General features: G+C 67.9%; 16 protein-coding genes. 7 read left to right on the forward strand and 9 right to left on the reverse strand.

Going from position 1 to position 20,828, the window contains the following annotated elements; all coding sequences use genetic code 11:
* Positions 1-33 precede the first annotated feature (33 nt).
* The 3 genes from gluQRS to phaR all read left to right on the forward strand — a co-directional run bounded on the left by gluQRS (position 34) and on the right by phaR (position 2,434).
* Entirely contained in the window at positions 34-954 is a 921-nt protein-coding gene (gluQRS, locus tag ACTXG9_RS04355) for a tRNA glutamyl-Q(34) synthetase GluQRS (RefSeq protein ID WP_111102816.1), read from the forward strand.
* Positions 955-971: 17 nt separating this feature from the next.
* Positions 972-1,712, forward strand: a complete 741-nt coding sequence (phbB, locus tag ACTXG9_RS04360; RefSeq protein WP_346483697.1) for an acetoacetyl-CoA reductase — start codon at positions 972-974, stop codon at positions 1,710-1,712.
* A gap of 182 nt (positions 1,713-1,894) precedes the next feature.
* Complete coding sequence (gene phaR / locus ACTXG9_RS04365) at positions 1,895-2,434, forward strand: polyhydroxyalkanoate synthesis repressor PhaR (RefSeq protein ID WP_346483715.1); 540 nt, start codon at positions 1,895-1,897, stop codon at positions 2,432-2,434.
* Positions 2,435-2,508: 74 nt separating this feature from the next.
* On the opposite strand, the gene ACTXG9_RS04370 is transcribed toward phaR, so the two are convergent.
* The 6 genes from ACTXG9_RS04370 to ACTXG9_RS04395 all read right to left on the reverse strand — a co-directional run bounded on the left by ACTXG9_RS04370 (position 2,509) and on the right by ACTXG9_RS04395 (position 10,084).
* Complete coding sequence (locus tag ACTXG9_RS04370) at positions 2,509-3,462, reverse strand: TraB/GumN family protein (protein WP_021204168.1); 954 nt, start codon at positions 3,460-3,462, stop codon at positions 2,509-2,511.
* A 1-nt stretch (position 3,463) separates the two neighbouring features.
* Positions 3,464-4,396, reverse strand: coding sequence for a DUF1684 domain-containing protein (locus ACTXG9_RS04375; protein WP_111102810.1), 933 nt, complete (start codon positions 4,394-4,396; stop codon positions 3,464-3,466).
* Between the two features lie 11 nt (positions 4,397-4,407).
* Complete coding sequence (gene mutL / locus ACTXG9_RS04380) at positions 4,408-6,309, reverse strand: DNA mismatch repair endonuclease MutL (RefSeq protein ID WP_111102806.1); 1,902 nt, start codon at positions 6,307-6,309, stop codon at positions 4,408-4,410.
* Between the two features lie 160 nt (positions 6,310-6,469).
* A complete protein-coding gene (locus ACTXG9_RS04385; protein WP_021204165.1) occupies positions 6,470-8,038 on the reverse strand; it encodes an N-acetylmuramoyl-L-alanine amidase in 1,569 nt (522 codons plus the stop codon).
* An 82-nt stretch (positions 8,039-8,120) separates the two neighbouring features.
* A complete protein-coding gene (gene tsaE / locus ACTXG9_RS04390) occupies positions 8,121-8,603 on the reverse strand; it encodes a tRNA (adenosine(37)-N6)-threonylcarbamoyltransferase complex ATPase subunit type 1 TsaE (RefSeq protein ID WP_111102803.1) in 483 nt (160 codons plus the stop codon).
* Positions 8,600-10,084 (reverse strand): NAD(P)H-hydrate dehydratase, encoded by a 1,485-nt coding sequence (locus ACTXG9_RS04395; RefSeq protein WP_111102799.1) that lies wholly within the window; start codon positions 10,082-10,084, stop codon positions 8,600-8,602. The genes tsaE and ACTXG9_RS04395 overlap by 4 nt, the downstream gene beginning before the upstream one ends.
* A 23-nt stretch (positions 10,085-10,107) precedes the next feature.
* On the opposite strand from ACTXG9_RS04395, the gene queG reads away from it, so the two are divergent.
* Together queG and xseA are read left to right on the forward strand one after the other, a co-directional pair.
* Positions 10,108-11,178 carry a tRNA epoxyqueuosine(34) reductase QueG gene (gene queG, locus ACTXG9_RS04400; protein WP_111097874.1) on the forward strand — a complete coding sequence of 357 codons (1,071 nt, stop codon included), beginning with the start codon at positions 10,108-10,110 and terminating at the stop codon, positions 11,176-11,178.
* A 44-nt stretch (positions 11,179-11,222) separates the two neighbouring features.
* Positions 11,223-12,554, forward strand: a complete 1,332-nt coding sequence (gene xseA / locus ACTXG9_RS04405; RefSeq protein WP_111097875.1) for an exodeoxyribonuclease VII large subunit — start codon at positions 11,223-11,225, stop codon at positions 12,552-12,554.
* A 530-nt stretch (positions 12,555-13,084) separates the two neighbouring features.
* Here xseA and ACTXG9_RS04410 read toward each other — a convergent pair.
* Positions 13,085-13,981: a M48 family metallopeptidase gene (locus ACTXG9_RS04410; protein ID WP_111102436.1), complete on the reverse strand. Its 897-nt coding sequence runs from the start codon at positions 13,979-13,981 to the stop codon at positions 13,085-13,087.
* Positions 13,982-14,069: 88 nt separating this feature from the next.
* Positions 14,070-15,956: a formylglycine-generating enzyme family protein gene (locus ACTXG9_RS04415; RefSeq protein WP_111102437.1), complete on the reverse strand. Its 1,887-nt coding sequence runs from the start codon at positions 15,954-15,956 to the stop codon at positions 14,070-14,072.
* Positions 15,957-16,040: 84 nt separating this feature from the next.
* On the opposite strand from ACTXG9_RS04415, the gene rnd reads away from it, so the two are divergent.
* Both rnd and ACTXG9_RS04425 read left to right on the forward strand, forming a co-directional pair.
* Positions 16,041-17,120 carry a ribonuclease D gene (rnd, locus tag ACTXG9_RS04420; RefSeq protein WP_206621273.1) on the forward strand — a complete coding sequence of 360 codons (1,080 nt, stop codon included), beginning with the start codon at positions 16,041-16,043 and terminating at the stop codon, positions 17,118-17,120.
* 90 nt (positions 17,121-17,210) lie between these two features.
* Positions 17,211-18,284 (forward strand): hypothetical protein, encoded by a 1,074-nt coding sequence (locus ACTXG9_RS04425; RefSeq protein ID WP_021202165.1) that lies wholly within the window; start codon positions 17,211-17,213, stop codon positions 18,282-18,284.
* 75 nt (positions 18,285-18,359) lie between these two features.
* On the opposite strand, the gene ACTXG9_RS04430 is transcribed toward ACTXG9_RS04425, so the two are convergent.
* Positions 18,360-20,690, reverse strand: coding sequence for a TonB-dependent receptor (locus ACTXG9_RS04430; protein WP_197575170.1), 2,331 nt, complete (start codon positions 20,688-20,690; stop codon positions 18,360-18,362).
* Positions 20,691-20,828 lie beyond the last annotated feature (138 nt).

The following is a 20,828-nucleotide window of genomic DNA, read 5'->3' on the forward strand; positions in this document are numbered from 1 at the left end:
TCAAGCGCCAACCTGACCGACGATTCAGCCAGCATGACCTCCCCCATTCCCTGCGGCCGTTTCGCGCCCTCGCCGACCGGCCTGCTCCATCCCGGATCCCTGCTCGCCGCCTTCGGCAGTTGGCTGCTGGCCCGCCACCATGGCGGCCTGTGGCGGCTGCGCATCGAAGACGTCGATCCGCCGCGCACCGTGCCCGGTGCCGCCACATCACAGCTGCAGGCGCTGGCCGCGTTCGGCCTCGCCCACGACGGCCCGATCCTCTGGCAGAGCACCCGCGGCGAGGCCTACCAGGCCGCGCTGGATGTGTTGCTGGCCAGCGATCTGGCCTTCATCTGCCACTGCAGCCGCAGCGAGTTGGCCGCCAACGGCGGCATCCATCACCGCTGCGTTGCGCGGCAACCGCGACCGGACCCTGCCGTCCGCTTCCGCGTGCCGCCGGGCAGCATCGTGCACTTCGACGATGGCCTGCGCGGCCCGCAGCAGCAGGACGTGCATGCCGAGGTTGGCGACTTCGTGCTGCGCCGTGCAGATGGCTGCTGGGCCTACCAGTTGGCCGTGGTGGTCGATGACGCCGAACAGGGCGTGACCGAAGTGGTGCGCGGCGCCGACCTGCTCGATTCCACCGCGCGGCAGATCCTGCTGCAGCAGGCGCTGGGCCTGGCCGTGCCACGCTACTGGCACCTGCCGCTGCTGCTCGATGCCCCGGGGCACAAACTGTCCAAGTCGCTGGCGTCGCTGCCGGTGGACAGCACGCGGCCGGTGCCGGCATTGCGCGCGCTCTGGCAGCTGCTGGGCCAGGCGCCTGCCGCACTGGACGGCGCCGATGAGCGGGATGCGCTGCTGGAGGCTGCGCAACGGGCGTTCGACCCGGCGCGGCTGCCGCGGACCGACGTCCTGTTGCCGGCCGGCGCACTTTCCGCGCCGATGTTGCAGAATCCCCCTTCACCCACCTGATACCCGGACAGCACTCCATGACATCTCGCGTCGCACTGGTCACCGGCGGAACCGGCGGCATCGGTACCGCCATCTGCCAACGCCTGGCCGACCAGGGTCACCGGGTCGCCACCAACTACCGCGACGAGGCCAAGGCCCGCGTCTGGCAGCAGGCGATGACCGAGCGCGGCTACAACGTGTCGATCTTCCCGGGCGATGTCTCCGATCCAGGCAGCGCCGAAGCGCTGGTGCGCGCCGTCGAGGCCGAGCTGGGCCCGGTCGAGATCCTGGTCAACAACGCCGGCATCACCCGTGACACCACCTTCCACCGCATGCGCGCGGACCAGTGGCACGATGTGATCAACACCAATCTCAACTCGGTGTTCAACGTCACCCGGCCGGTCATCGAAGGCATGCGCCGCCGCGGCTGGGGCCGGGTCATCCAGATCAGCTCGATCAACGGCCTGAAGGGCCAGTACGGCCAGGCCAACTATGCTGCGGCCAAGGCCGGCATGCACGGCTTCACCATCTCGCTGGCCCGCGAGAACGCCGGCTTCGGCATCACGGTCAACACCATTTCGCCCGGCTACGTCGCCACCGACATGGTGATGGCAGTTCCGGAGGACGTGCGCGCCAAGATCATCGCCGACATTCCCACCGGGCGCCTCGGCAAGCCGGAAGAAATCGCCTATGGCGTGTCTTTCCTGGTGGCCGAGGAAGCCTCGTGGATCACCGGCAGCAACCTGGACATCAACGGCGGCCACCACATGGGCTGGTGAGCCGCGCAGGGGGCGCCGCGGCATGCACCGGCGGCCCCTGCCGATGGTCATGCTGCGCAGCACGCAAACCCTTGTTGCGCAACATGATCGCCCCTGAAAGCCAAGCCTGGCGGGGGCTGGGGCGGTTGCAACCGCTGCTGCACTGCGCCATGCTGCGCGTCTACTGTGACGAGTACCGCTTCATGGCTGCGACCCGCATCATCAAGAAGTATCCGAACCGCCGTCTCTACGACACCGAGATCTCCAGCTACATCACCATCGAGGACGTGCGCCAGCTGATCCTGGACGGTGAAGACTTCGAAGTCCGCGACGCCAAGAGCGGCGACGACCTCACGCGATCGGTCCTGCTGCAGATCATCGCCGACCAGGAACAGGACGGCGAACCGATGCTGTCCACGCAGCTGCTGAGCCAGCTGATCCGCTTCTACGGCGATTCCCTGCAGGGCTTCATGGGCAACTACCTGGAGCGCAGCATGCAGGTCTTCCTCGACCAGCAGCAACAGTTCCGCCAGCAGATGGGCAACCTGCTGGGCCAGACCCCGTGGGCGATGATGAACCAGCTGACCGAGCGCAACCTGGAGCTGTGGCAGGAATTCCAGCGCAGCATGGGCAGCGGCTTCGGTGGCCCGCGCCCGGGCGGCACCGGCACGGGCACGGGCACCGGCAACAAGCCGAACGAACCGGGCACCGGCACCGGCACCGGCAGCAAGACCCGCCGCTGAGCCGCTTCACAGGCTGACACGAAAACGGCGCGCCCCTGGCGCGCCGTTTCTGTCTGGATCGCGCCAACGATACGTCAGCGTTTCGCCTTGCACGCCGAGCACACGCGCTCGACCTTGTACCCTTTCGCCTTCAGTTTCTCGACCACGCCATCACTGCCCAGCAGGTGCAGCGTGCCGACCACCACCAGCGTACCGCCCTGCCCGGCCTGCAGGTACGGCTGCAGCTTCGGCACCCAGGCATCGTTGCGCCCGGTGTTGATGCGCTGGTACAGCTGCGGGTACTGCTGGCGCATCTCTGCCGCCATCTTGGTCCACAGCAGGCGATCATCACCGCGGCGCCACGCATCATGCAGCAGCCGCGCCTGCTCATCGGCCTTGCCGGCCTGGTCCAGTGCTTCGGCCAGCATCTGCCGCTGTTCCTGCAGCGTCATTCCGTCAAGCATGCCGATCTGGGTATCAATGTCCTCCAGTCCCGCCGTCTTGCGGCCGGTCTTCTGCGCGCGCTCCATGAAGTGGCGGTCCAGGCCCAGCGCCGGGTCCAGGCCGAGCTTCTGCATCTGCCCGATCGAAATGCTCAGGCCGACGAACCAAGGCTTCATGCCCTGCATCTGCGCCAGCGGCAACTGGTTCTCGGCAGCAAAGGCCTGCAGCTTCTGCCAAGTGGCCGCATCCAGATCACGCTTCAGCTCGCTGCCATCGGTGCGGATCGCCGCCTGCACCATGCGGCTGGCCAGCTGGGGCGACTGCATGTCTTCCGGCGACAGTTCGAACACTACCCGCTGTGAGGCCTCGAACGCCTGTTCGACATCGGGCGACAGCGGGTAGTCCTGCGGCTTCAGCAGGTGGAAGGAACCGAGCAGGTAGAGGCGTGAGTCGCCTGGGCCAGTCACTTTCCACAGCAACGGCACCGGCGGCCTGGCCGCCGCTGCGCCAGCGGTGTCGGCTTGCAGGGTACGTGCTGCAACCAGCGGTGCCAGCGCACAGGCCGCCAACAGAACGGCGGCACGCAACAGTGATCTGATCGGCATCTCAGCCTTCTCCTTCAGGCAGGTGGTAGACCTTCTCGCCCGCTTCCACGCGCAGGTCCAGCCGGTTTTCAGGCGGCGCCAACGGGCAGGTTGCATAGGCGGTGAACGCACACGGTGGGTTGTAGGCATGGTTGAAATCGATGCGCACCGTACCATCGGCGCCTGGCGCATCGGTGTCCAGGTAACGCCCAGCCGGATAGCTGCCGCGACCGCTGGTGCGGTCGGCGAAGATCAGGAACAGCGGCTGCCCGGGTGCACCTATCGCCTCCAGCCGCCAGTTGCGGCCATCACGCTGGAACTCGACCGCGCCCGCGTTCGGCATCTCGGTGGTCAAGCCAGTGATATCGACGATCGGCAGGGTCTTGCCTGGCGGGTGCGCGATGAAGCGCGCCTGCACCTGCCAGTCAGAACCGCCCGGCCAGTACTCCAGGCCGGCGAACCCACGGCGTGCAGGCGCATCGGCGTGCTTGACCCGCAGCGCATCGCGCGGACCGCGACGGATGATGCTGAGCTGGCCTTTGCCACCATCGAAGGCCAGCAGCGTCGGCTGCGGATCCTTGTCGGTGTCGATGCGGATGCGGCCGCGGACCGGTTTGCCCCCATGGCTGACGTCCGTACCGGCTTCGGGAGTGAACCACCATTGGCTGCCTTCGCGGCGCAGCAGGCCCAGCTTGTCCGGCCCCACCGCCAGGCGGATGCCATTGGTCGCGCCACTGCCGACAAAGTGCGATCTGTTCTGCAGCCAGTGCAGGCCGACCAGCGCTGTCCAACCGTCCGGGCGGGTCAGGTCCTGATAGCGTGCCACCCGCCACTGCTGCTGCCCGGCGGCATAGGACGGATCCTCCGCGGCCGAAGCCGGTGCCGGCGGCGGCGCGGGGCTGCAGGCGGCCAACACCATGGCGACCAGCAGGCTGCCCATTCCCCGATAACGCATCGATGCTCCCCTCAACGTCCGCGCAGGAACCAGCGGTCGATCTCCGCCAGCGAAAAACGGGCCCAGGTCGGCCGGCCGTGGTTGCATTGGCCGGACCGCTCGGTGATCTCCATGTCGCGCAGCAGCGCGTTCATTTCCGGCACGGTCAGGCGACGGTTGGCACGCACCGCGCCGTGGCAGGCCATGGTCGACAGCAGCTCGTCGCGCGCGCTGGCCACGCGGCGGCTCTGGCCGTGCTCGCGCAGGTCGGTCAGCACGTCGCGCAGCAGGCCTTCCGGTTCGGCATGCGCCAGCAGTGCCGGTATGCTGCGCACGTGCAGTGAACCGGGGCCGGCACGGGTCACTTCGAAGCCGAGTGCGGCCAGCGTGTCGGCTTCGCTTTCGGCGGTATCGGCCTCGCGCTCGCCCACCGCCAGCGTGATCGGCACCAGCAACGGCTGCGACTGCAGGCCGATGCCATCGTGCGCGTTCTTCAGGCGCTCGTAGCCGATGCGTTCGTGTGCGGCATGCATGTCGACCACGATCAGGCCTTCGGCGTTCTCGGCCAGGATGTAGATGCCGTGCAGCTGCGCGATCGCATAGCCCAGCGGCGGCACTCCGGCATCGGCACTGGTGACCGGCAGTCCGTTCTCGGTCGGCATCGGCGGCAGCGCCGCCCCGGGCTCGGCACCGGCCGGCGTGGCATACAGCGCGGCGTAGGCCGCCGGAGCATCAGCAACCTGCAGCCCAAGGGGCTGCTGCGGGCGCCAGCCGGAAAAGCCACCGCCTGCGCCCGAGCCGGCACCGGGCGCAGGCCCACGCACCAGCCCGAAACCCGATGCGCCCGCGCTCGATGCCATCGATGCAGCAGCGGCGTCCACCGGATGCACCGGACCCGCACCGATCTCCTGCGCCGACATGCCCGCGCGGGTATCAGCCAACGCGTCCTTCAGCGTGCGGTAGACGAAGTCATGCACCAGCCGCGAATCACGAAAGCGCACCTCGTGCTTGGCCGGGTGCACGTTGACATCAACACGGGTCGGGTCCAGTTCGAGGAACAGCACATAGGCCGGCTGCCGACCGTGGTACAGCACATCGCCGTACGCCATCTTCACCGCGTGGGCGACGCTGCGATCGCGCACCGAACGGCCGTTGACGTACAGGTACTGCTGGTCGGCGCTGGCACGCGAGTAATGCGGCTGCGCGATCCAGCCATGCAGGCGCAGGCCGGCGCCACTGTGATCCACGCGCACGGCCTGGTTGGCGAAATCCTCGCCCAGCGTTTCTGCCAATCGCGTATCGGAATACAGATCGCCCGGCTTGTAACGGCGCGAGGCCTTGCCGTTGTGGGACACGCGCAGTTCGACGTCCGGCCGCGCCAGGGCCAGCGAGCGCAGCCATTCTTCGATATGGCCCAGCTCGGTGCGCTCGGCGCGCAGGAACTTGCGCCGCGCCGGTACGTTGTAAAACAGCTCGCGCACTTCCACCGTGGTACCCGGCGCATGCGCGCGCGGCGTCACCTCACCGATCTTCCCGCCTTCGATCTGCAGCGCGGAACCATGCTCGTCATGTGCGCGACGCGAGGCCAGGGTGAAGCGACTGACCGAGGCGATCGACGGCAGCGCTTCGCCACGGAAACCGAGCGTGGCCACCGATTCAAGATCGTCCAGATCGGCGATCTTGCTGGTCGCGTGGCGCGATACCGCCAGCGGCAGCTGCTCCGGCGCGATGCCACTGCCGTTGTCGCGGATGCGGATCAGGCGTACACCGCCCTCTTCAAGATCGATATCTACGCGGCTGGCACCGGCGTCGATCGCGTTCTCGACCAGCTCCTTGACCACCGAAGCGGGACGCTCGACCACTTCGCCAGCGGCGATCTGGTTGATCAGGATCTCCGGCAAGGGCCGGATCGGGCGCGGACCGGGCGCGCTCATGGGAGATGATGGGCAGCAGACTTCATGGGTCGATGATAGCGGAGCGCCCGTGGGTAGAGTCGACTGTCAGTCGACTGCTCTCCGCCCGGGCGCCGAAAAGCCCCGCGCTGCGCACGTAGTCAACCAACAGTCGACTCTACCGCGCTCTACAGGAAGCGGATTACTTGCTGCCGCCGGCCATGGTGGCTGCGGCGTCGATCTCGGCCTGGGCACGGGCCGCGTACAGCGTGCCCGGCGGTGGCTGGCGGCTGAAGAAGGTGTGCACGCCATCGAGCACGGCACCGGCGATCTTGCGCTGGTAGGCCGGGTCGGTCAGGCGACGCTCTTCATCCGGGTTGGAGATGAACGCGGTTTCCACCAGCATCGCCGGCATGTCCGACGTACGCAGCACCGCGAAGTTGGCGCGCTCGATGTTCGGCTTGTGGTTGTTGCCGATCCGCTTAAGGCCGCCCAGCACGTGGCCGGCGGCGTCTTCGGACGCCTTCATGTAGCCGCTCTGCGCCAGGTCCAGCAGCACATTGGCAAGCGTGCCCTCGGTCTGCTGCAGGCGAACGCCACCGACCAGATCGGCCGCGTTTTCCTTGTCTGCCAGCCAACGGGCGCGCTGCGAAGAGGCGCCCTTGGTCGACAGCACGTACACCGACGAACCGGTGGCCGAACGGTTCTCGGCCGCGTCGGCATGGATGGAAATGAAGATGTCGGCCTTGTTCGCACGCGCCTTCTGCGCGCGCATCGGCAGCGGAATGAACACGTCGCTGTCGCGCGTAAGGTAGGCCTTCAGGCCTGGCGTCGCATTGACCTGACGGGCCAGTTCCCGCGCCACCGCCAGGGTGACATCCTTCTCACGCTTGCCGGTCGGGCCGATCGCGCCCGGATCCTGGCCTCCGTGACCGGGATCGATGGCCACCACCAGATGGCGCATGCCGGCCTGCATGCGGATGCGGGAGGCATCACTGGGCATGGCCGGGCGCGGCGGTTCCACCGGCGTCGGTGCCGGCGCAGGCACCGTGGCCGGCGGCGTGGTCACCACCGCTGCGGTGCGCTGCCCAGCGAGGATCGCGGCCGGCGAGGAAGAAGGCGAACTGCTGGCCACGGTACCCGCCGCCGCGACCTGGGCCGGCGCGGTGGATGGCGCCGGGGTAGGCGTGGCCGGCGCGGCGGCGGTGGCACTGGCCTGCTGCCGCACCTGGGCAGTCAGCAGCGCCGTGGCACGCGCGGCATCGGTACGCGCCTGCGCGCTCTCCGCCGGCGTCGGCGTCGGTGCGGGCGTGTTGGCCGGCGCCTGCGGCGGCACCGCCGGCGTCGCTGCCGGACGGCTGGCGGCCACGGCCGGGCCATCGCCCGGCCATTCGATCACCAGCTTGGATTCATTGCCCTCGCGCTGCATCTGTGGGCGGAACGGCGCCACCGATTCAGCAAGGTCGAAAACGACACGAAAGGTACCCGGCACCGGCTGTCCGGTGCGCACCGCGGTGACCACGCCCTGCGCCGCTGGCATTTTCAGGTTGCGTACGGCGCTGGAGTCCGGGAAATCGACCACCAGGCGGTTCGGTCCGGCCAGCGACATCGTCTTGTAACCGCCACTGCCCACCAGCGAGATCTCGGCACGGGTGCCGGTGGCACCGGTATTCAGCAGGACCTGGCGAATTTCACCGGCCCACGCGCTGACGCTCGCCAGACCCAGTCCGACGGCGGCACAGATGGCGATGAGACGGTTCCCCGGGCGCATGGCTCAGGATTCAATCACCGCACTGAACGGAATGCAACACCTTTTTCCTTAATAATCCGTAACCTGCCGGTGTTTGTTCTCGTCAGCCGACAGATATGGCCTGCAAGTCGCCTCCTTGGGGAAGCCGTTTCAGCCATTCATGCCCCGCGTCGCTGGCGCCAGTGAGACGAACGCGACGCCCTTGTCCCTCGATCTCCAGCGCCACCACCAGGTCGGTTGGCGGCAGCGCACCGGCACCGCGTTCCGGCCATTCAACCAGCCATAGTACCGCGCTGCCCTCGTCCAGCCCGAGGAAATCGAGTTCGCCGGCCTGCCCGATCCGGTACAGATCCAGATGCCAGGCCTCGCCACCGCCGGCCAGCGGATAGCGCTCGACCAGGGTGTAGGTCGGGCTGCGGATGGCGCCCTGGACACCCAGCGCGCGCAGCAGTGCGCGGGCCGTGGTGGATTTGCCGGCCCCCAGGTCGCCGCGCAATTCGACCAGCGCCTGCGGCGGCCGCGTGGCCGCCAGCCATTGCCCGAGCAGTTCAGTGACATCGCTGTCGGCAAGGAAGAAATCGATCATCGGGAAAGTTCCGGGTTGGCCAGTCGCCGCAACGGCGACAGCAGATCAGTAGGAAGCAGGCCGCGCGCGCCATCGGCGGCCGCGGCGTCGCCCGCGAGCCCATGCAGCAGCGCACCGGCCGCGGCGGCGTCGAAGGCGGCCAGGCCCTGCGCGCGCAGGCTGGCGATGATGCCGGTGAGCAGATCGCCCATGCCTCCTACGGCCATGCCGGGATTGCCTGCAGCGATCAGCCGTGGCGCCTGCCCGGGCGCCGTCACGATGCTGCCCGCGCCCTTCAACACCACCACGGCGTGGAAGCGTTCGGCCAACGCCTGCGCACAACGGTAGCGATCGGCCTGGATGTCAGCGGTACTGCAGCCGAGCAGGCGCGCGGCCTCGCCCGGATGTGGCGTAAGGATGGCGTCCGGCAGCGCGCGCGGATCCTGCGCCAGCAGATTCAGTGCATCGGCATCGACCACCAGCGGTTTGGCGCTGGCCAGCGCCCGCGCAAACAGCGCGCGCGCCCATTCGTCCTGGCCCAGGCCCGGCCCGATCGCCACCACCCTGGCCTTGTCCAGCAGCGCCGGCAGCACATCGCCGTCTTCCAGTGCATGGGTCATCGCCTCGGGCAGCCGAGCCAGCAGTGGACCGACGTGGTCGCGGCGGGTGCCCAGGCTCAACAGCCCCGCCCCTGCGCGCAAGGCGGCCTCGGCTGCCATGGCGATGGCACCGCCGCTGCCGTGGTTGCCGCCGACGCACAGCACGTGGCCGGATTCGCCCTTGTGACTGTTGGCGCGGCGCGGCGGCAGCAGTGCCGGCAAGCGCGCCTGGGTCCAGTGCTCCACGGCGGGTGACACGCCCTGCCATGCGGCCGCGGGCAGCTGCAGCGGCGCCAGCGCCTTCTGGCCACAGTGATCCAGCGCATCGCCGGTATACAGCCCGCGATGCGGCACGATGAACTGCAGGGTCAAAGCAGCCTTCACCGCCTCGCCCGGTACGGCGCCCCGATCGGCATCGACGCCACTGGGGACGTCCAGCGCCAGAACCGGTGCCGCCTGCGCGTTGAGGGCGACGATCAGCGCCTGCGCCACACCTTCCGGCGCACGGTCGAAGCCCAGACCGAACAGGGCATCGACCCAGATATCGGCCTCGGGCAGCGCGCCGTCGAAATCGGTGATGGTGCCGCCGTCGGACGTGAATTCCGATGCGGCACGCTGCGCCAGCGACGTCGCCGGTGGCTTGCCCGGCAAGGCGATCACCGTCACCGTACGCCCGGCCTGTCGTGCATGGCGGGCCAGCACCAGGCCATCGCCGCCGTTGTTTCCTGCGCCAACCACCACGCCGATCCGCTGCGCTTGTGGCCAATGCTGCAGCAGGCACTGCCAGGCGGCGTGGCCGGCCTGCGCCATCAGGCTCCAGCCGCCCTCGGCAGCCAGTGCCGAGGCCTGCGCATCAAGCGCGCGCGCGGCAGCGGAATCGAACAGAGCGGCAAGGTTGGCCATGCGGGGATTTTATACTGGTGCATATGTCTCCCGCCCCCTCCCCTGTCGATCCGGTCCAGGCCGTACAGCGCATCCGCGAACTGGCGCGTGCGCATGGCTTCCAGCGCTGCGGCATCGCCGGCATCGAGCTGGGCGAGGACGAGGCGCACCTGGCCGACTGGCTGGGCCAGGGCCTGTACGGCACGATGGACTGGATGGCGCGCCACGGCACCCTGCGCGCGCGCCCGGCCGAGCTGCTGCCCGGCACGGTGCGGGTGATCTCGGTAGGCATGGACTACAGCCACAAGGACGACACCGAAGCCTGGGCAACCCTGGCCGACCCGGGCCGCGCCTACGTGGCCCGTTACGCCTTGGGCCGCGACTACCACAAGCTGATGCGCAACCGCCTGCAGAAGCTGGCCACGCAGATCAACGATGAAGTGGCACCGCTGGGCTACCGGGTATTCGTCGATTCGGCGCCGGTGCTGGAGCGCGCACTGGCGCGCAACGCGGGGCTGGGCTGGATCGGCAAGCACACCTGCCTGATCGACCGCAACGGCGGTTCCTGGTTCTTCATCGGCGAGATCTACATCGATATCCCGCTGCCGATCGATGCGCCGGCTACGGCACACTGCGGCACCTGCACGCGCTGCATCGATGTCTGCCCTACCCGCGCGATCACCGGCCCGCAGCGGCTGGACGCGCGGCGCTGTATTTCCTACCTGACCATCGAGCACGACGGTGCCATCCCCGAAGACATGCGGCCGTTGATCGGCAACCGCATCTACGGCTGTGACGACTGCCAGCTGGTCTGCCCCTGGAACAAGTTCGCCAAGCGTACCGACGAAGCCGATTTCCGCGCGCGCAACAACCTCGATACCGCGCGCCTGGACCAGCTGTTCGCCTGGGACGAAGCCGAGTTCCTGCGCCGCACCGAAGGCAGCCCGATCCGGCGCAGCGGCCATGAGCGCTGGCTGCGCAACATCGCCGTGGCGCTGGGCAATGCGCCGTCCTCGGCCGAAGCGCTGGCTGCCCTGCAGACCCGCATCGACGATCCCTCGCCGCTGGTGCGTGAACACGTGCAGTGGGCACTGGGCCAGCACACGGTGCGCTGACGTGCGATCCTGAGCCCCCGTTCCGCCCGCAGCACGCCGTTCCCATGCAGCCACGCAACAACGACATCCTCACCCCCAGCCAGCTCAACACCCTGGCCCGCGACCTGCTGGAAGGCAGCTTCCCGGCGATCTGGGTCGAGGCCGAACTGGGCAGCGTGGCGCGTCCCGCCTCCGGGCATCTGTATTTCACCCTGAAGGACGCACGTGCGCAGCTGCGCGCGGCGATGTTCCGGATGAAGGCGCAATACCTGAAGTTCGTGCCGCGCGAAGGCATGCGCGTGCTGGTGCGCGGCAAGGTGACCCTGTACGACGCCCGTGGCGAGTACCAGATGGTGCTGGACCACATGGAGGAAGCCGGCGAAGGCGCACTGCGCCGCGCCTTCGAGGAGCTGAAGGCACGGCTGGAGGCCGAAGGCCTGTTCGACCCGGCACGCAAGCGGCCGCTGCCGGCGCACGTGCAGCGCCTTGCGGTGATCACCTCCCCCACCGGCGCCGCTGTGCGCGACGTGCTGAGCGTGCTCGGCCGCCGCTTCCCGCTGCTGGAAGTGGACCTGCTGCCGACCCTGGTGCAGGGCAGCAGCGCCGCTGCACAGATCACCCGCCTGCTGCAGGCCGCCGATGCCAGTGGCCGCTACGACGTGATCCTGCTGACCCGTGGCGGCGGTTCACTGGAAGACCTGTGGGCCTTCAACGATGAAGCACTGGCCCGTGCGATCGCCGCCAGCCGCACCCCGGTAGTGTCGGCGGTGGGCCATGAAACCGACTTCAGCCTGAGCGACTTCGCCGCCGACCTGCGTGCGCCGACGCCATCGGTGGCAGCCGAGCTGCTGGTACCGGACCAGCGCGAACTGGCCCTGCGCCTGCGGCGCACCGCGGCACGCATGGCGCAGCTGCAGCGGCACACGATGCAGCAGGCGATGCAACGTGCTGACCGTGCCCTGCTGCGCCTGAACGCGCAGAGCCCGCAGGCGCGACTGGACCTGTTGCGCCGCCGCCAGCTCGATCTGGGCCGGCGCCTGCATGCCGCGTTCAACCAGCAGCAGGAGCGCCGTGCTGCGCGCCTTCGCCATGCAGCGGCGGTCCTGCGCGGGCACCACCCACAGCGCCAGCTCGACACGATGCAACGCCGCCTGGCCGCCCTGCGCGGACGACCGCAGGCAGCGATGCAGCGTCTGCTGGAACGCGATGCGCTGCGCCTGCGCGGGCTGGCGCGTTCGCTGGAAGCGGTCAGCCCGCTGGCGACTGTAGCGCGCGGCTACAGCATCCTGACCCGCAGTGACGATGGCACGCTGGTGCGCCAGGTCGATCAGGTACAGCCCGGCGACGCATTGCAGGCGCGCGTGGGCGACGGCGTGATCGACGTGCAGGTCAAGTAAAGGGGTTCGGCAGGGCTGCGCCCTGCACCTGCAGAGGCAAATGCAACAGCCGAAGCAACAGCGAAAGCGGCTCTGGATTGCTGATAGCTTGGCGGGGTGGTGTGGCTGTGCAGGACACGCCGTAAACCCATCCCTGGGGGCTCGATGGCGCCATCCATGGCGCCAACGGTCCTCACAGCCACACCGCCCCACCCTAGACAGTGTCCCGATGACGGTCGGTAGATCCACGCCATGCGTGGATGAATCTCTTTCAGATATCGAATCAATTCGGGGTCAGATCCGTTTTCCTGCGGAAAACGGATCTGACCCCAAGCGCCATTCCGGCAGATCGCGGACATCTGTCGAAGGCGGGGTGGGTCCGGTTGCGGGGGCGTGAGCCGCATGGATGCGGCGACCGAGCTTACATGGACGTACTTGCAGCGGCCCCCGCAACCGGACCCACCCCGCCATCCCAAGGAATGCACGCTGTTGCTGTTGCTGTTGCTGTTGCTTCGGCAGGTGCAGGGCTGCAAGCCCTGCCGAACAACCCCCTACTTTGCCTGCTCGCAGAACTTCTGCCGGTACTCGAGTGCCTTCGGCATCAACGCCTGCAGGTTCTGGATACGGGTACCCGGGTTCGGGTGAGTCGACGCGAACTCCGGCGGTGACTGGCCACCACTGGCCTGGCCCATGCGCTGCCACAGCGGCACCGCCTCGCGCGGGTCGAAGCACGCCGCTGCGGCCAGCATCAGTCCCACTTCGTCGGCCTGGGTCTCGTGGCTGCGCGCATACGGCAACAGATACCCGTAGCCCATCGCCGACATCATCATCTGTTGCTGCTGCGCATCCATGCCGCTGGCGGCGCCGGCCATCTGCCCGATCTGGGTCAGCTTCTGCTGCGCCATCCGCTGCGCACCGTGGCGCAGCAGCGCATGGGCAATCTCGTGGCCCATCACCACCGCCATCGCGTCGCGCGTGCGCGCCACCGGCACCAGGCCGGTATAGACCGCCATCTTGCCACCAGGCAGGCAGAATGCGTTGGCCTGTTCAGATGGGATCACGTTGACTTCCCACTGGAAATCACGCGCGAAATGCGCCGGCTGAACGCCGTGCTCCTGCGCCAGTGCAGTCTCCACCACATCAACCTTGGCAATCAGGCGCTGGGCGATGTCGCGCACATCGCGGGCGATCGGCGCGTTGGAGTCCATCGGCGGCTCCTCCGAGAGGATCTGCTGGTAGGCCTGCAGGCCCAAGGCGGTCTCCTGGCGGGCGTCCAGGCTGCTGTCAATCATCACCTTCTCGCCGGTGTAGGGGTCCACCGTGCGATTGGAAAACCAGTAGAAGAGCGCATAGGCGGCGGCCAGCAGCAGCACCCACCAGCGGATGTTGCCAAACAGGCCGCGACGCTGCGGGCCTTGGGGCGAGCGGGAAAAGGGATCATTGCGCATCAGGGGTCGTCCAGCAGGCCCCGCCGGCCGGCGGGCACGGCGCAATCTTAGTGCGCGGGCGCCAGCAGCGGGTGAAGCCCGGTGCCGCTCAGATGCCCCGCACCAGGCGGAAACCGATGCGCGCGCTGGTGGTGTCCGAATCCTGCGACTGCCGCCACGCCGCACGGGTCTGCTCCGGCGCGTTGGCCCAGTTGCCCCCGCGGATCACCCGTGCGCGGCAGCCCGGGTTGAACCAGGCCGCGCCATCGGAGGGCGCGCGCCGGTAGCTGGCATGCCAGCAATCGGCCACCCACTCGCTGAGATTGCCCGCCATGTCGTGCAGGCCGAAGGCATTGGCCTGGAAACTGGCCACCGGCGCGGGCCCCCACCAGCCATCGCCATAGCCGATGAAGGCGTTGTGCCAGTGCCGTCCCGATGGCGAGACATCCTTGCTGCCAGTGAAGTTGCCAGCACCGGGCGGCGGCGTGCCGGCGGCGCCCCACGGATAGCGGCCACTGCTGCCGGCGCGCAGCGCGTATTCGAACTCGGCCTCGCTGGGCAACCGGTAGCTGCGCCCGGTCTGCTCGGACAACCACGCCGCATAGTTTTCGGCATCGCGGATACTGACATGCATCACCGGCGAATTGGCCATCGCGAGGCCACCGTCGTAGTCCGAACGCCAGTCCACGCCGCTGCGGCGGATGAAGTTGCCGCTGCGTTCGTCATAGACCACCGAATGGCCGCGACGGGTCGCACGCGGGCGCGCATTGGTCGCCTTCACGTAGCGCTGGAAATCGCTGACCGTCACCTCGGTGATCGCCATCGCGAAGCCTCGATCAAAGCGTACATAATGCGATGGCCGCTCGGCATCGCTGGCGCCCGGCTCGGCATCACCGGCCCCCATCTGGAAGCCGCCGTGCGGGACCACCACCATCTGCGGCCCGCGCCCGCCATCGCGCATGGCATCGCTGAATACCTGCCCCGGGCGGAAGCTGCCGTAGTGCGTGGCCAGGTCAATGCGCTCACGCAGCTGGGCCACCACCGGGTCTCCCGGCAGGGCGATGCGCAGGGCCTCGGCCAGCTTCTCGCGTGCCGGCTTCAGGCCCTGCGGCGTGGACAGGTCGCGCAGGCCGTCATCGCGCAGCTGCAGCAACACCGCCGCACGGATCTGCTCGATGCGCTCGAACGCGTCGGCAATGGTCGGCGATGAGTCGCGCACCTTGCTGGCTTCGGCCAACCAAGTGCCCGCGCTGGCGAAATCGCGCGCGCGTGCAGCATCTTCTGCGCGGCGGATCAGCCCGCTTTCGGCTGCGGCCAGTCCCTGCCGCGCACGGCTGTTGTTCCCATCCAGTGCCAGTGCCTCGCGGAAGTTGCCAATAGCCCCGTCCCCGTCTTCGCCGATCCGGCCCGAGCGCAGGTCCTCTTCACCGGCGCGGTTGTAAGCCACCACCCGCTGGGCAAGCTCCACCCGACCCTGCAGTGCGCGTACCTTCTCGTCCTTGGGCGCCAGGGTCAGCAGCACCAGCGCCTGGCGGCTGGCCTCCGCCAGCGCCTCGCGCTGCTTCAGCGGCCGCACCAGCAACGCACCCGCCTGCTGCTGCAGGCGCTGGCGGGCACGCTGCAGGCCCTGGCGGGCCTGGCGGTCATCCGGGTCCTCTTCCTGTACTGCCAGCCACAGCGGAATGGCGGCATCGGCATCCTCATACAGCCGGCCCTCAGTGAAGGCCTGCCCGGCCGCGCGGCGCAACTGGGCCAGGCTGCGGCCCTGGCGGTCCACCCGCGGCGGCGTCCACTGCTGTACATCCTCGGCGGCATCCTCACCGGCGATGGTCACGCTGCCCTGCCCGGCCTGCGGGCGCTCGTCGCTGTCTGCGTTCGCGGACGGGCGCGCCTCCTCCCCGGCACTCCGGTCCACTGCCGTGGGGGGCGACGGCGTGCAGCCTGCCAGGGCCATGGCCAAGGCGGTGCACAGCGCGGACGACAGCGGAAAACGCAAGCAGGATCTCCTTCGGCAGGGACGCGCACCGACGTTAGGCTATTCTCCCCTGCCTGAGCAAACCCGAGTAGTAGGCCCTGACCCGTGGCAACCTGGATCACCACCCCCGCCGAGCTGGATGCGTACTTCCAGCAGCGTCCGGCCCGCATCGGCCTGGACACCGAATTCATCCGTGAACGCACCTTCTGGCCGCAGTTGGCTCTGGTGCAGATGGCGGTCGGGCAGGACATCCTGCTGATCGATCCGCTGATTCCCGGCATGACCGAGGCGCTGGCGCCCTGGCTGGCCGATGAATCGATCACCAAGGTGATGCACAGCGCCAGCGAAGACCTGGTCGCCTTCAAGTGGGCGTGCGGCGTGCTGCCGCGGCCATTGTTCGATACCCAGATCGGTGCTGCGCTGGCTGGCATCGGCGGCGGCATGGGTTACCAGAAGCTGGTGGCGGAAATCACCGGCGTGGCGCTGGCCAAGGGCGAAACCCGCTCGGACTGGATGCGCCGTCCGCTCTCGGAGTCGCAACTGCAATACGCCGCCGACGACGTCGAGCATCTGTTCGCGCTGCATGACGCCATTGATGCCAAGTTGCAGGCACTGGGCCGCCAGCAGTGGCTGCACGACGACGGCGAGCGCCTGCTGGCCAGCGTCGCCAATGACGAGGACCGCTGGCCGCATCTGGCGATGCGCTCAGCGCAGTTTCTCGATGCTCCCGCGCAGCGCCGCCTGCTGCGCCTGCTGCGCTGGCGTGATGTGCAGGCACGCAGCAGCGACCGCCCGCGCAGCTGGATCCTGGACAACGAACTGGCCGCCACGCTGGCACGCACGCCACCGGCCGATGCCGCCGCGCTGGCCACGCTGTTTGAACAGTTCCCGAAGGCACCGCGCAAGCTCGCAGGCGCGGTGTGGCAGGCGCTGGACACGCCGCTGGCCGATGAGGCCGAGGCACCGCTGGCGTTGCCCGCCAACGACACCAACAAACAGGCACTGAAGAGGCTGCAGGACGCCGTTGCCGAGCGCAGCCGCGAGCTGGGCCTGCCGGATGGCGTGCTGGCCTCGCGCAAGCATCTGGAAAGCTACCTGGAGCGCCGCCAATGGCCGGCCGCTCTGGCGGGCTGGCGCCAGCAGGAACTGGAATCGCAGCTTCAGGCGCTGCTGCCCGCACGTTGATGGCACAAGGCGCCGGACCACGCCGGCGTCGTGCACCTCAAGCCTGCAGGGGCCGTGCTAGGGTTTGGCGGTACTGACAAGGAGACGTCGATGCAGACCCTCAAGATCGCGACCGCCTGCGCACTGCTGCTAACCACGTTGGGCCTGGCATGCTCTGGGCAGGCCGCACCGCTTTCCTATGCACAGGAAAAGGAGAACACAGCCAAGCTGGTGGACATCATTGACGGTGCCACCCGCGACGGTCTGGTTGCTGTGCTGGTGCCGGCCCCGTATGTCGTGCACAACGGCGGGCCAGGTGTCGGCTCCCCGGTCCCCGGCTTTCATCTGGGCAACCGCTCGACCGACCTACCCGGGTTCTCGACGCGGGTGTCCTTCCAGCACAAGGATATTCCCTCCCAGGGCTATGTGCAGCTGTTCAACACCAACGAACTGGAAACCGGCCCGCAGCGGACGGTGTTGATGGACGTGTTCGAGGTGCATCTGATTCCGCCGGGCACCTATCTGCTGAACGGTGCGGAGAACTACCGCCTGAACACCCGCGTGGCCAAGCTGAAGCCGCTGGGGACCACGGACGAAGTATCGAAGGACATCGGCGTCACCCGCCTGGCCGACGTCGATTACCGTTTCTATTCCTGGAAGAAGGTCTGGGTACCACCCGGCGTCCTGACCGATCAGCACTCCCAGCAGGTCTGCATCTCGGTGCATGTGGCCTCCGGCAACTGCGTGGCATGGGGCACCCAGAACTACGAAACCTCGCGCCCGACCGAAGGCTACTGGGATGACAGGATCGTCCCTGAAGACATCCCTGCCGTACGCATCCAGGCGGTCATCGCCAAGGCCCACGCGCCACTGGCCTTCACTGCCCGCGAAGGGCAGATCCTGCTCAGCCCCTTCATTGTTGCCGCCGACGGCGATATCGATTTCAACGCCAACGACTGCGCACCGGTCGACAAGCTGATGGGATGCGCCCTGCGCCGCTTCACGGTGCACTACCAACCCGCGCCGCTGGACGCTGCACGCAAGCACATCGCAATCACCTCGCGCGGCCTCAACGGCAAGCAGCGCAAGGTACTGGAGCGGATGGAGGCGATGCAGCTGCAGGTGCTGGGCCCCAGTGCGCCGTCCGATGCAGCGCTGGGCAAGGGCGTCAGCGCCACGCCTTGAGCACGGATGATGCCTGGCCAGCAACGAAAAACGGCGCTCGATGAGCGCCGTTTCCGGTACACGACGGGGTGAGGCTTACCAGTTCATGTTCAGCGAGACACCCACGGTGCGCGGTTCGTTGTAGACCGCCGCCATGTAGTTCTCGATCACACCCTTGAGGTTCTTCTCGTTGGTGATGTTGCGCGCGAACAGCGCAACTTCGTAGGCACCGTAGTTGCCCGAGTAGCCGATCTTCAGGCCACCTTCGAAGTCACCCTTGGAGTTGAACTCCTTGCTGTCGTACAGCACGAAGCTGGTGTAACCCTGCTTGTTCCAGTCGGTGGACACGAACATGGTGCCAGCGTCGCTGACCGGGAAGTCGTAGCGGGCAGCCAGGTTCACGTTGTACTTCGGTGCGTTCGGCAGCGGGTTGCCGTCGATCTGCGCGAAGGTGTTGGCGCCGACCTTGATGGTCGGGTCATTCACCGTGCACACCACCTGGCCGTTGAGGCCGCAGACCTGTGCGTAGACGCGCTTGTCCTTGATCTCGCTGTGCAGCAGGCTCAGGCCGGCGCTCAAGGTCAGGTTCGGGATCGGGCGCAGCTCCATGTCGGCTTCGAAGCCGTAGGCCTTGGCCTTGTCGGCGTTGAACAGCACGCCGTTGCCGTCCGAATCGTTGCCGTTGAGCTGGATGTCGTTGACGGTGTAGGTGAACGCGGTGGCGTTCAGGCGCAGGCGGTTGTCCCACAGGCTGCTCTTCACGCCCGCTTCCCAGGACAGGATCGTCTCGGAATCGGCGGTGGTGAAGTCGGCATTGAACACTGCCGAACGACCCTGGATGGTCGGGCCACGGAAGCCACGCGCGACCTTGGCGTAGACGCTCACGTCCGGCGTGATCTGATACATCGCGCTCAGATCCCAGCTCGGGGTGGTGTCGGACATCTTGACGTCGGTGCGGCCCTTGTAGGTGACCACGCCGGCAGCGGTGTCGGCGGTCTTCAGCAGGCGGGTGTGCTTCTCGTCCCTGGTCTGGCGCAGGCCGGCGGTGACGGTGAACTTGTCGGTGAAGGCGTAGCTCAGCTGGCCGAAACCGGCCCACGAGGTGTTCTTGTTGCGCAGGCGCACCCAGTTGTTCGGGTTGCGTGCCGCGCCCTGCAGGAACCAGGCGCGCTGGTAGAAGTCGGTGGTGTCGCTGCCGTTGAAGTAGAACGCACCGGCCTGCCACTGCAGCGCGCTGTCGTCATGGCTGGCCAGGCGGAATTCCTGGGTCCACTGGTCCAGGTCGCGGATGCGGCCCATCGACTGGCCGTAGCCGTTCGGCACGCCGTTGACCGGGAAGTTCACCGCAGCACCGCCGTCGGTGTCGCCACGGCTGTAACCGGAGGTGGTCTCGTAGGCGGTGATCGAGGTGAAGTCGATCGCGCCGAAGTCGTAGCGTGCCTTCACCGAGCCGCCGTAGGTCTTGTAGGCCTGCGGGTTGTTGTCGGCCTCGTCGTAGGCGACTTTGTCGCGCGGCACGTCGGTCTTGTTCGAGCCCTTGGTCAGCGCACCGCGCAGGAACAGGGTCGAGGTGCCTTCATAGTCGCGGGCGTGGGCCGAGGCCAGGATCGAGAACTGGTCGCTCGGGGTCAGCAGCAGCTGGGCGCGCACGTTACGGTCGTCGAAGCCGCCCATGGCGTTCTTCTTCGGGCTGACCGTGCCATCGGCGCTCGGGCCCTTGTAGGTGTTGTCGACGTAGTCATCGCGGTGCTGGTACAGCGCCGACACGCGGAACGAGGCGATGTCGTTGATCGGGCCGCCGAAGCCGCCGTCGATCGACACGCTGTTGTAGGTGGCGTAGCTGGCGCTGACGCGGCCGGTGTAGTCCTGGGTCGGCTTCAGGGTGTCGAACTTGACGATGCCGGCGGTGGTGTTGCGGCCGAACAGCGAGCCCTGCGGGCCGCGCAGCACTTCCACCTGGTCCACGTCATAGACCGGGTTGGACTTCAGCACCACGTGCTCCAGCACCACGTCGTCCTGGATGATCGACACCGGCTGCGAGGCTCCCAGGTAGAAGTCGATGTTGCCCAGGCCGCGGATGTAGAAGCGCGGGAAGATGCGGCCGGTGGTGGTTTCCGCATACAGGCTCGGCACGCGGCCGGACAGTGCCAGCAGGGTGTCGTCGCCGCCGGCGGTGAAGTCGCGCATGCGCTCCCCCTGCACCACACCCACCGAGACCGGCACTTCCTGCAGGTTCTGCTCACGGTGTTCGGCGGTCACGGTGATCGTGTCCAGGCCGGTTGGGGTCGGCGCGCTGTCCTGCGCGGCGGCACCGAAGCTGCCCGCCAGGGCCAGGCCAGCACAGGCCAGGGCCAGCGGGTGACGGCGGAAGGAAACAAAGGAAGACGACAGACCCGACAGGCGGCGGGAATCGGAATGGGAGGGCATGGAATGCTCTGAGGAGGCGTCCGTGCGGCCTGCGCGAGCCGGGCGGCAAAAGGGAGGAGAACTGCGCAAGCGGCCATTATCCCCCAAATTGTTACGATTTCGTTGCGTGGTGCCCAAGCCCGTCGAAACAAGCGGTTT

This window comes from Stenotrophomonas maltophilia group sp. LNF247 (genome assembly GCF_054083135.1).

Excerpts from the sequence above, each read along its gene's own strand:
- gluQRS (WP_111102816.1), top strand. The coding sequence starts at position 34 with ATGACCTCCCCCATTCCCTGCGGCCGTTTCGCGCCCTCGCCGACCGGC.
- phbB (WP_346483697.1), top strand. The coding sequence starts at position 972 with ATGACATCTCGCGTCGCACTGGTCACCGGCGGAACCGGCGGCATCGGT.
- phaR (WP_346483715.1), top strand. The coding sequence starts at position 1,895 with ATGGCTGCGACCCGCATCATCAAGAAGTATCCGAACCGCCGTCTCTAC.
- ACTXG9_RS04370 (WP_021204168.1), bottom strand. The coding sequence starts at position 3,462 with ATGCCGATCAGATCACTGTTGCGTGCCGCCGTTCTGTTGGCGGCCTGT.
- ACTXG9_RS04375 (WP_111102810.1), bottom strand. The coding sequence starts at position 4,396 with ATGCGTTATCGGGGAATGGGCAGCCTGCTGGTCGCCATGGTGTTGGCC.
- mutL (WP_111102806.1), bottom strand. The coding sequence starts at position 6,309 with ATGAGCGCGCCCGGTCCGCGCCCGATCCGGCCCTTGCCGGAGATCCTG.
- ACTXG9_RS04385 (WP_021204165.1), bottom strand. The coding sequence starts at position 8,038 with ATGCGCCCGGGGAACCGTCTCATCGCCATCTGTGCCGCCGTCGGACTG.
- tsaE (WP_111102803.1), bottom strand. The coding sequence starts at position 8,603 with ATGATCGATTTCTTCCTTGCCGACAGCGATGTCACTGAACTGCTCGGG.
- ACTXG9_RS04395 (WP_111102799.1), bottom strand. The coding sequence starts at position 10,084 with ATGGCCAACCTTGCCGCTCTGTTCGATTCCGCTGCCGCGCGCGCGCTT.
- queG (WP_111097874.1), top strand. The coding sequence starts at position 10,108 with ATGTCTCCCGCCCCCTCCCCTGTCGATCCGGTCCAGGCCGTACAGCGC.
- xseA (WP_111097875.1), top strand. The coding sequence starts at position 11,223 with ATGCAGCCACGCAACAACGACATCCTCACCCCCAGCCAGCTCAACACC.
- ACTXG9_RS04410 (WP_111102436.1), bottom strand. The coding sequence starts at position 13,981 with ATGCGCAATGATCCCTTTTCCCGCTCGCCCCAAGGCCCGCAGCGTCGC.
- ACTXG9_RS04425 (WP_021202165.1), top strand. The coding sequence starts at position 17,211 with ATGCAGACCCTCAAGATCGCGACCGCCTGCGCACTGCTGCTAACCACG.
- ACTXG9_RS04430 (WP_197575170.1), bottom strand. The coding sequence starts at position 20,690 with ATGCCCTCCCATTCCGATTCCCGCCGCCTGTCGGGTCTGTCGTCTTCC.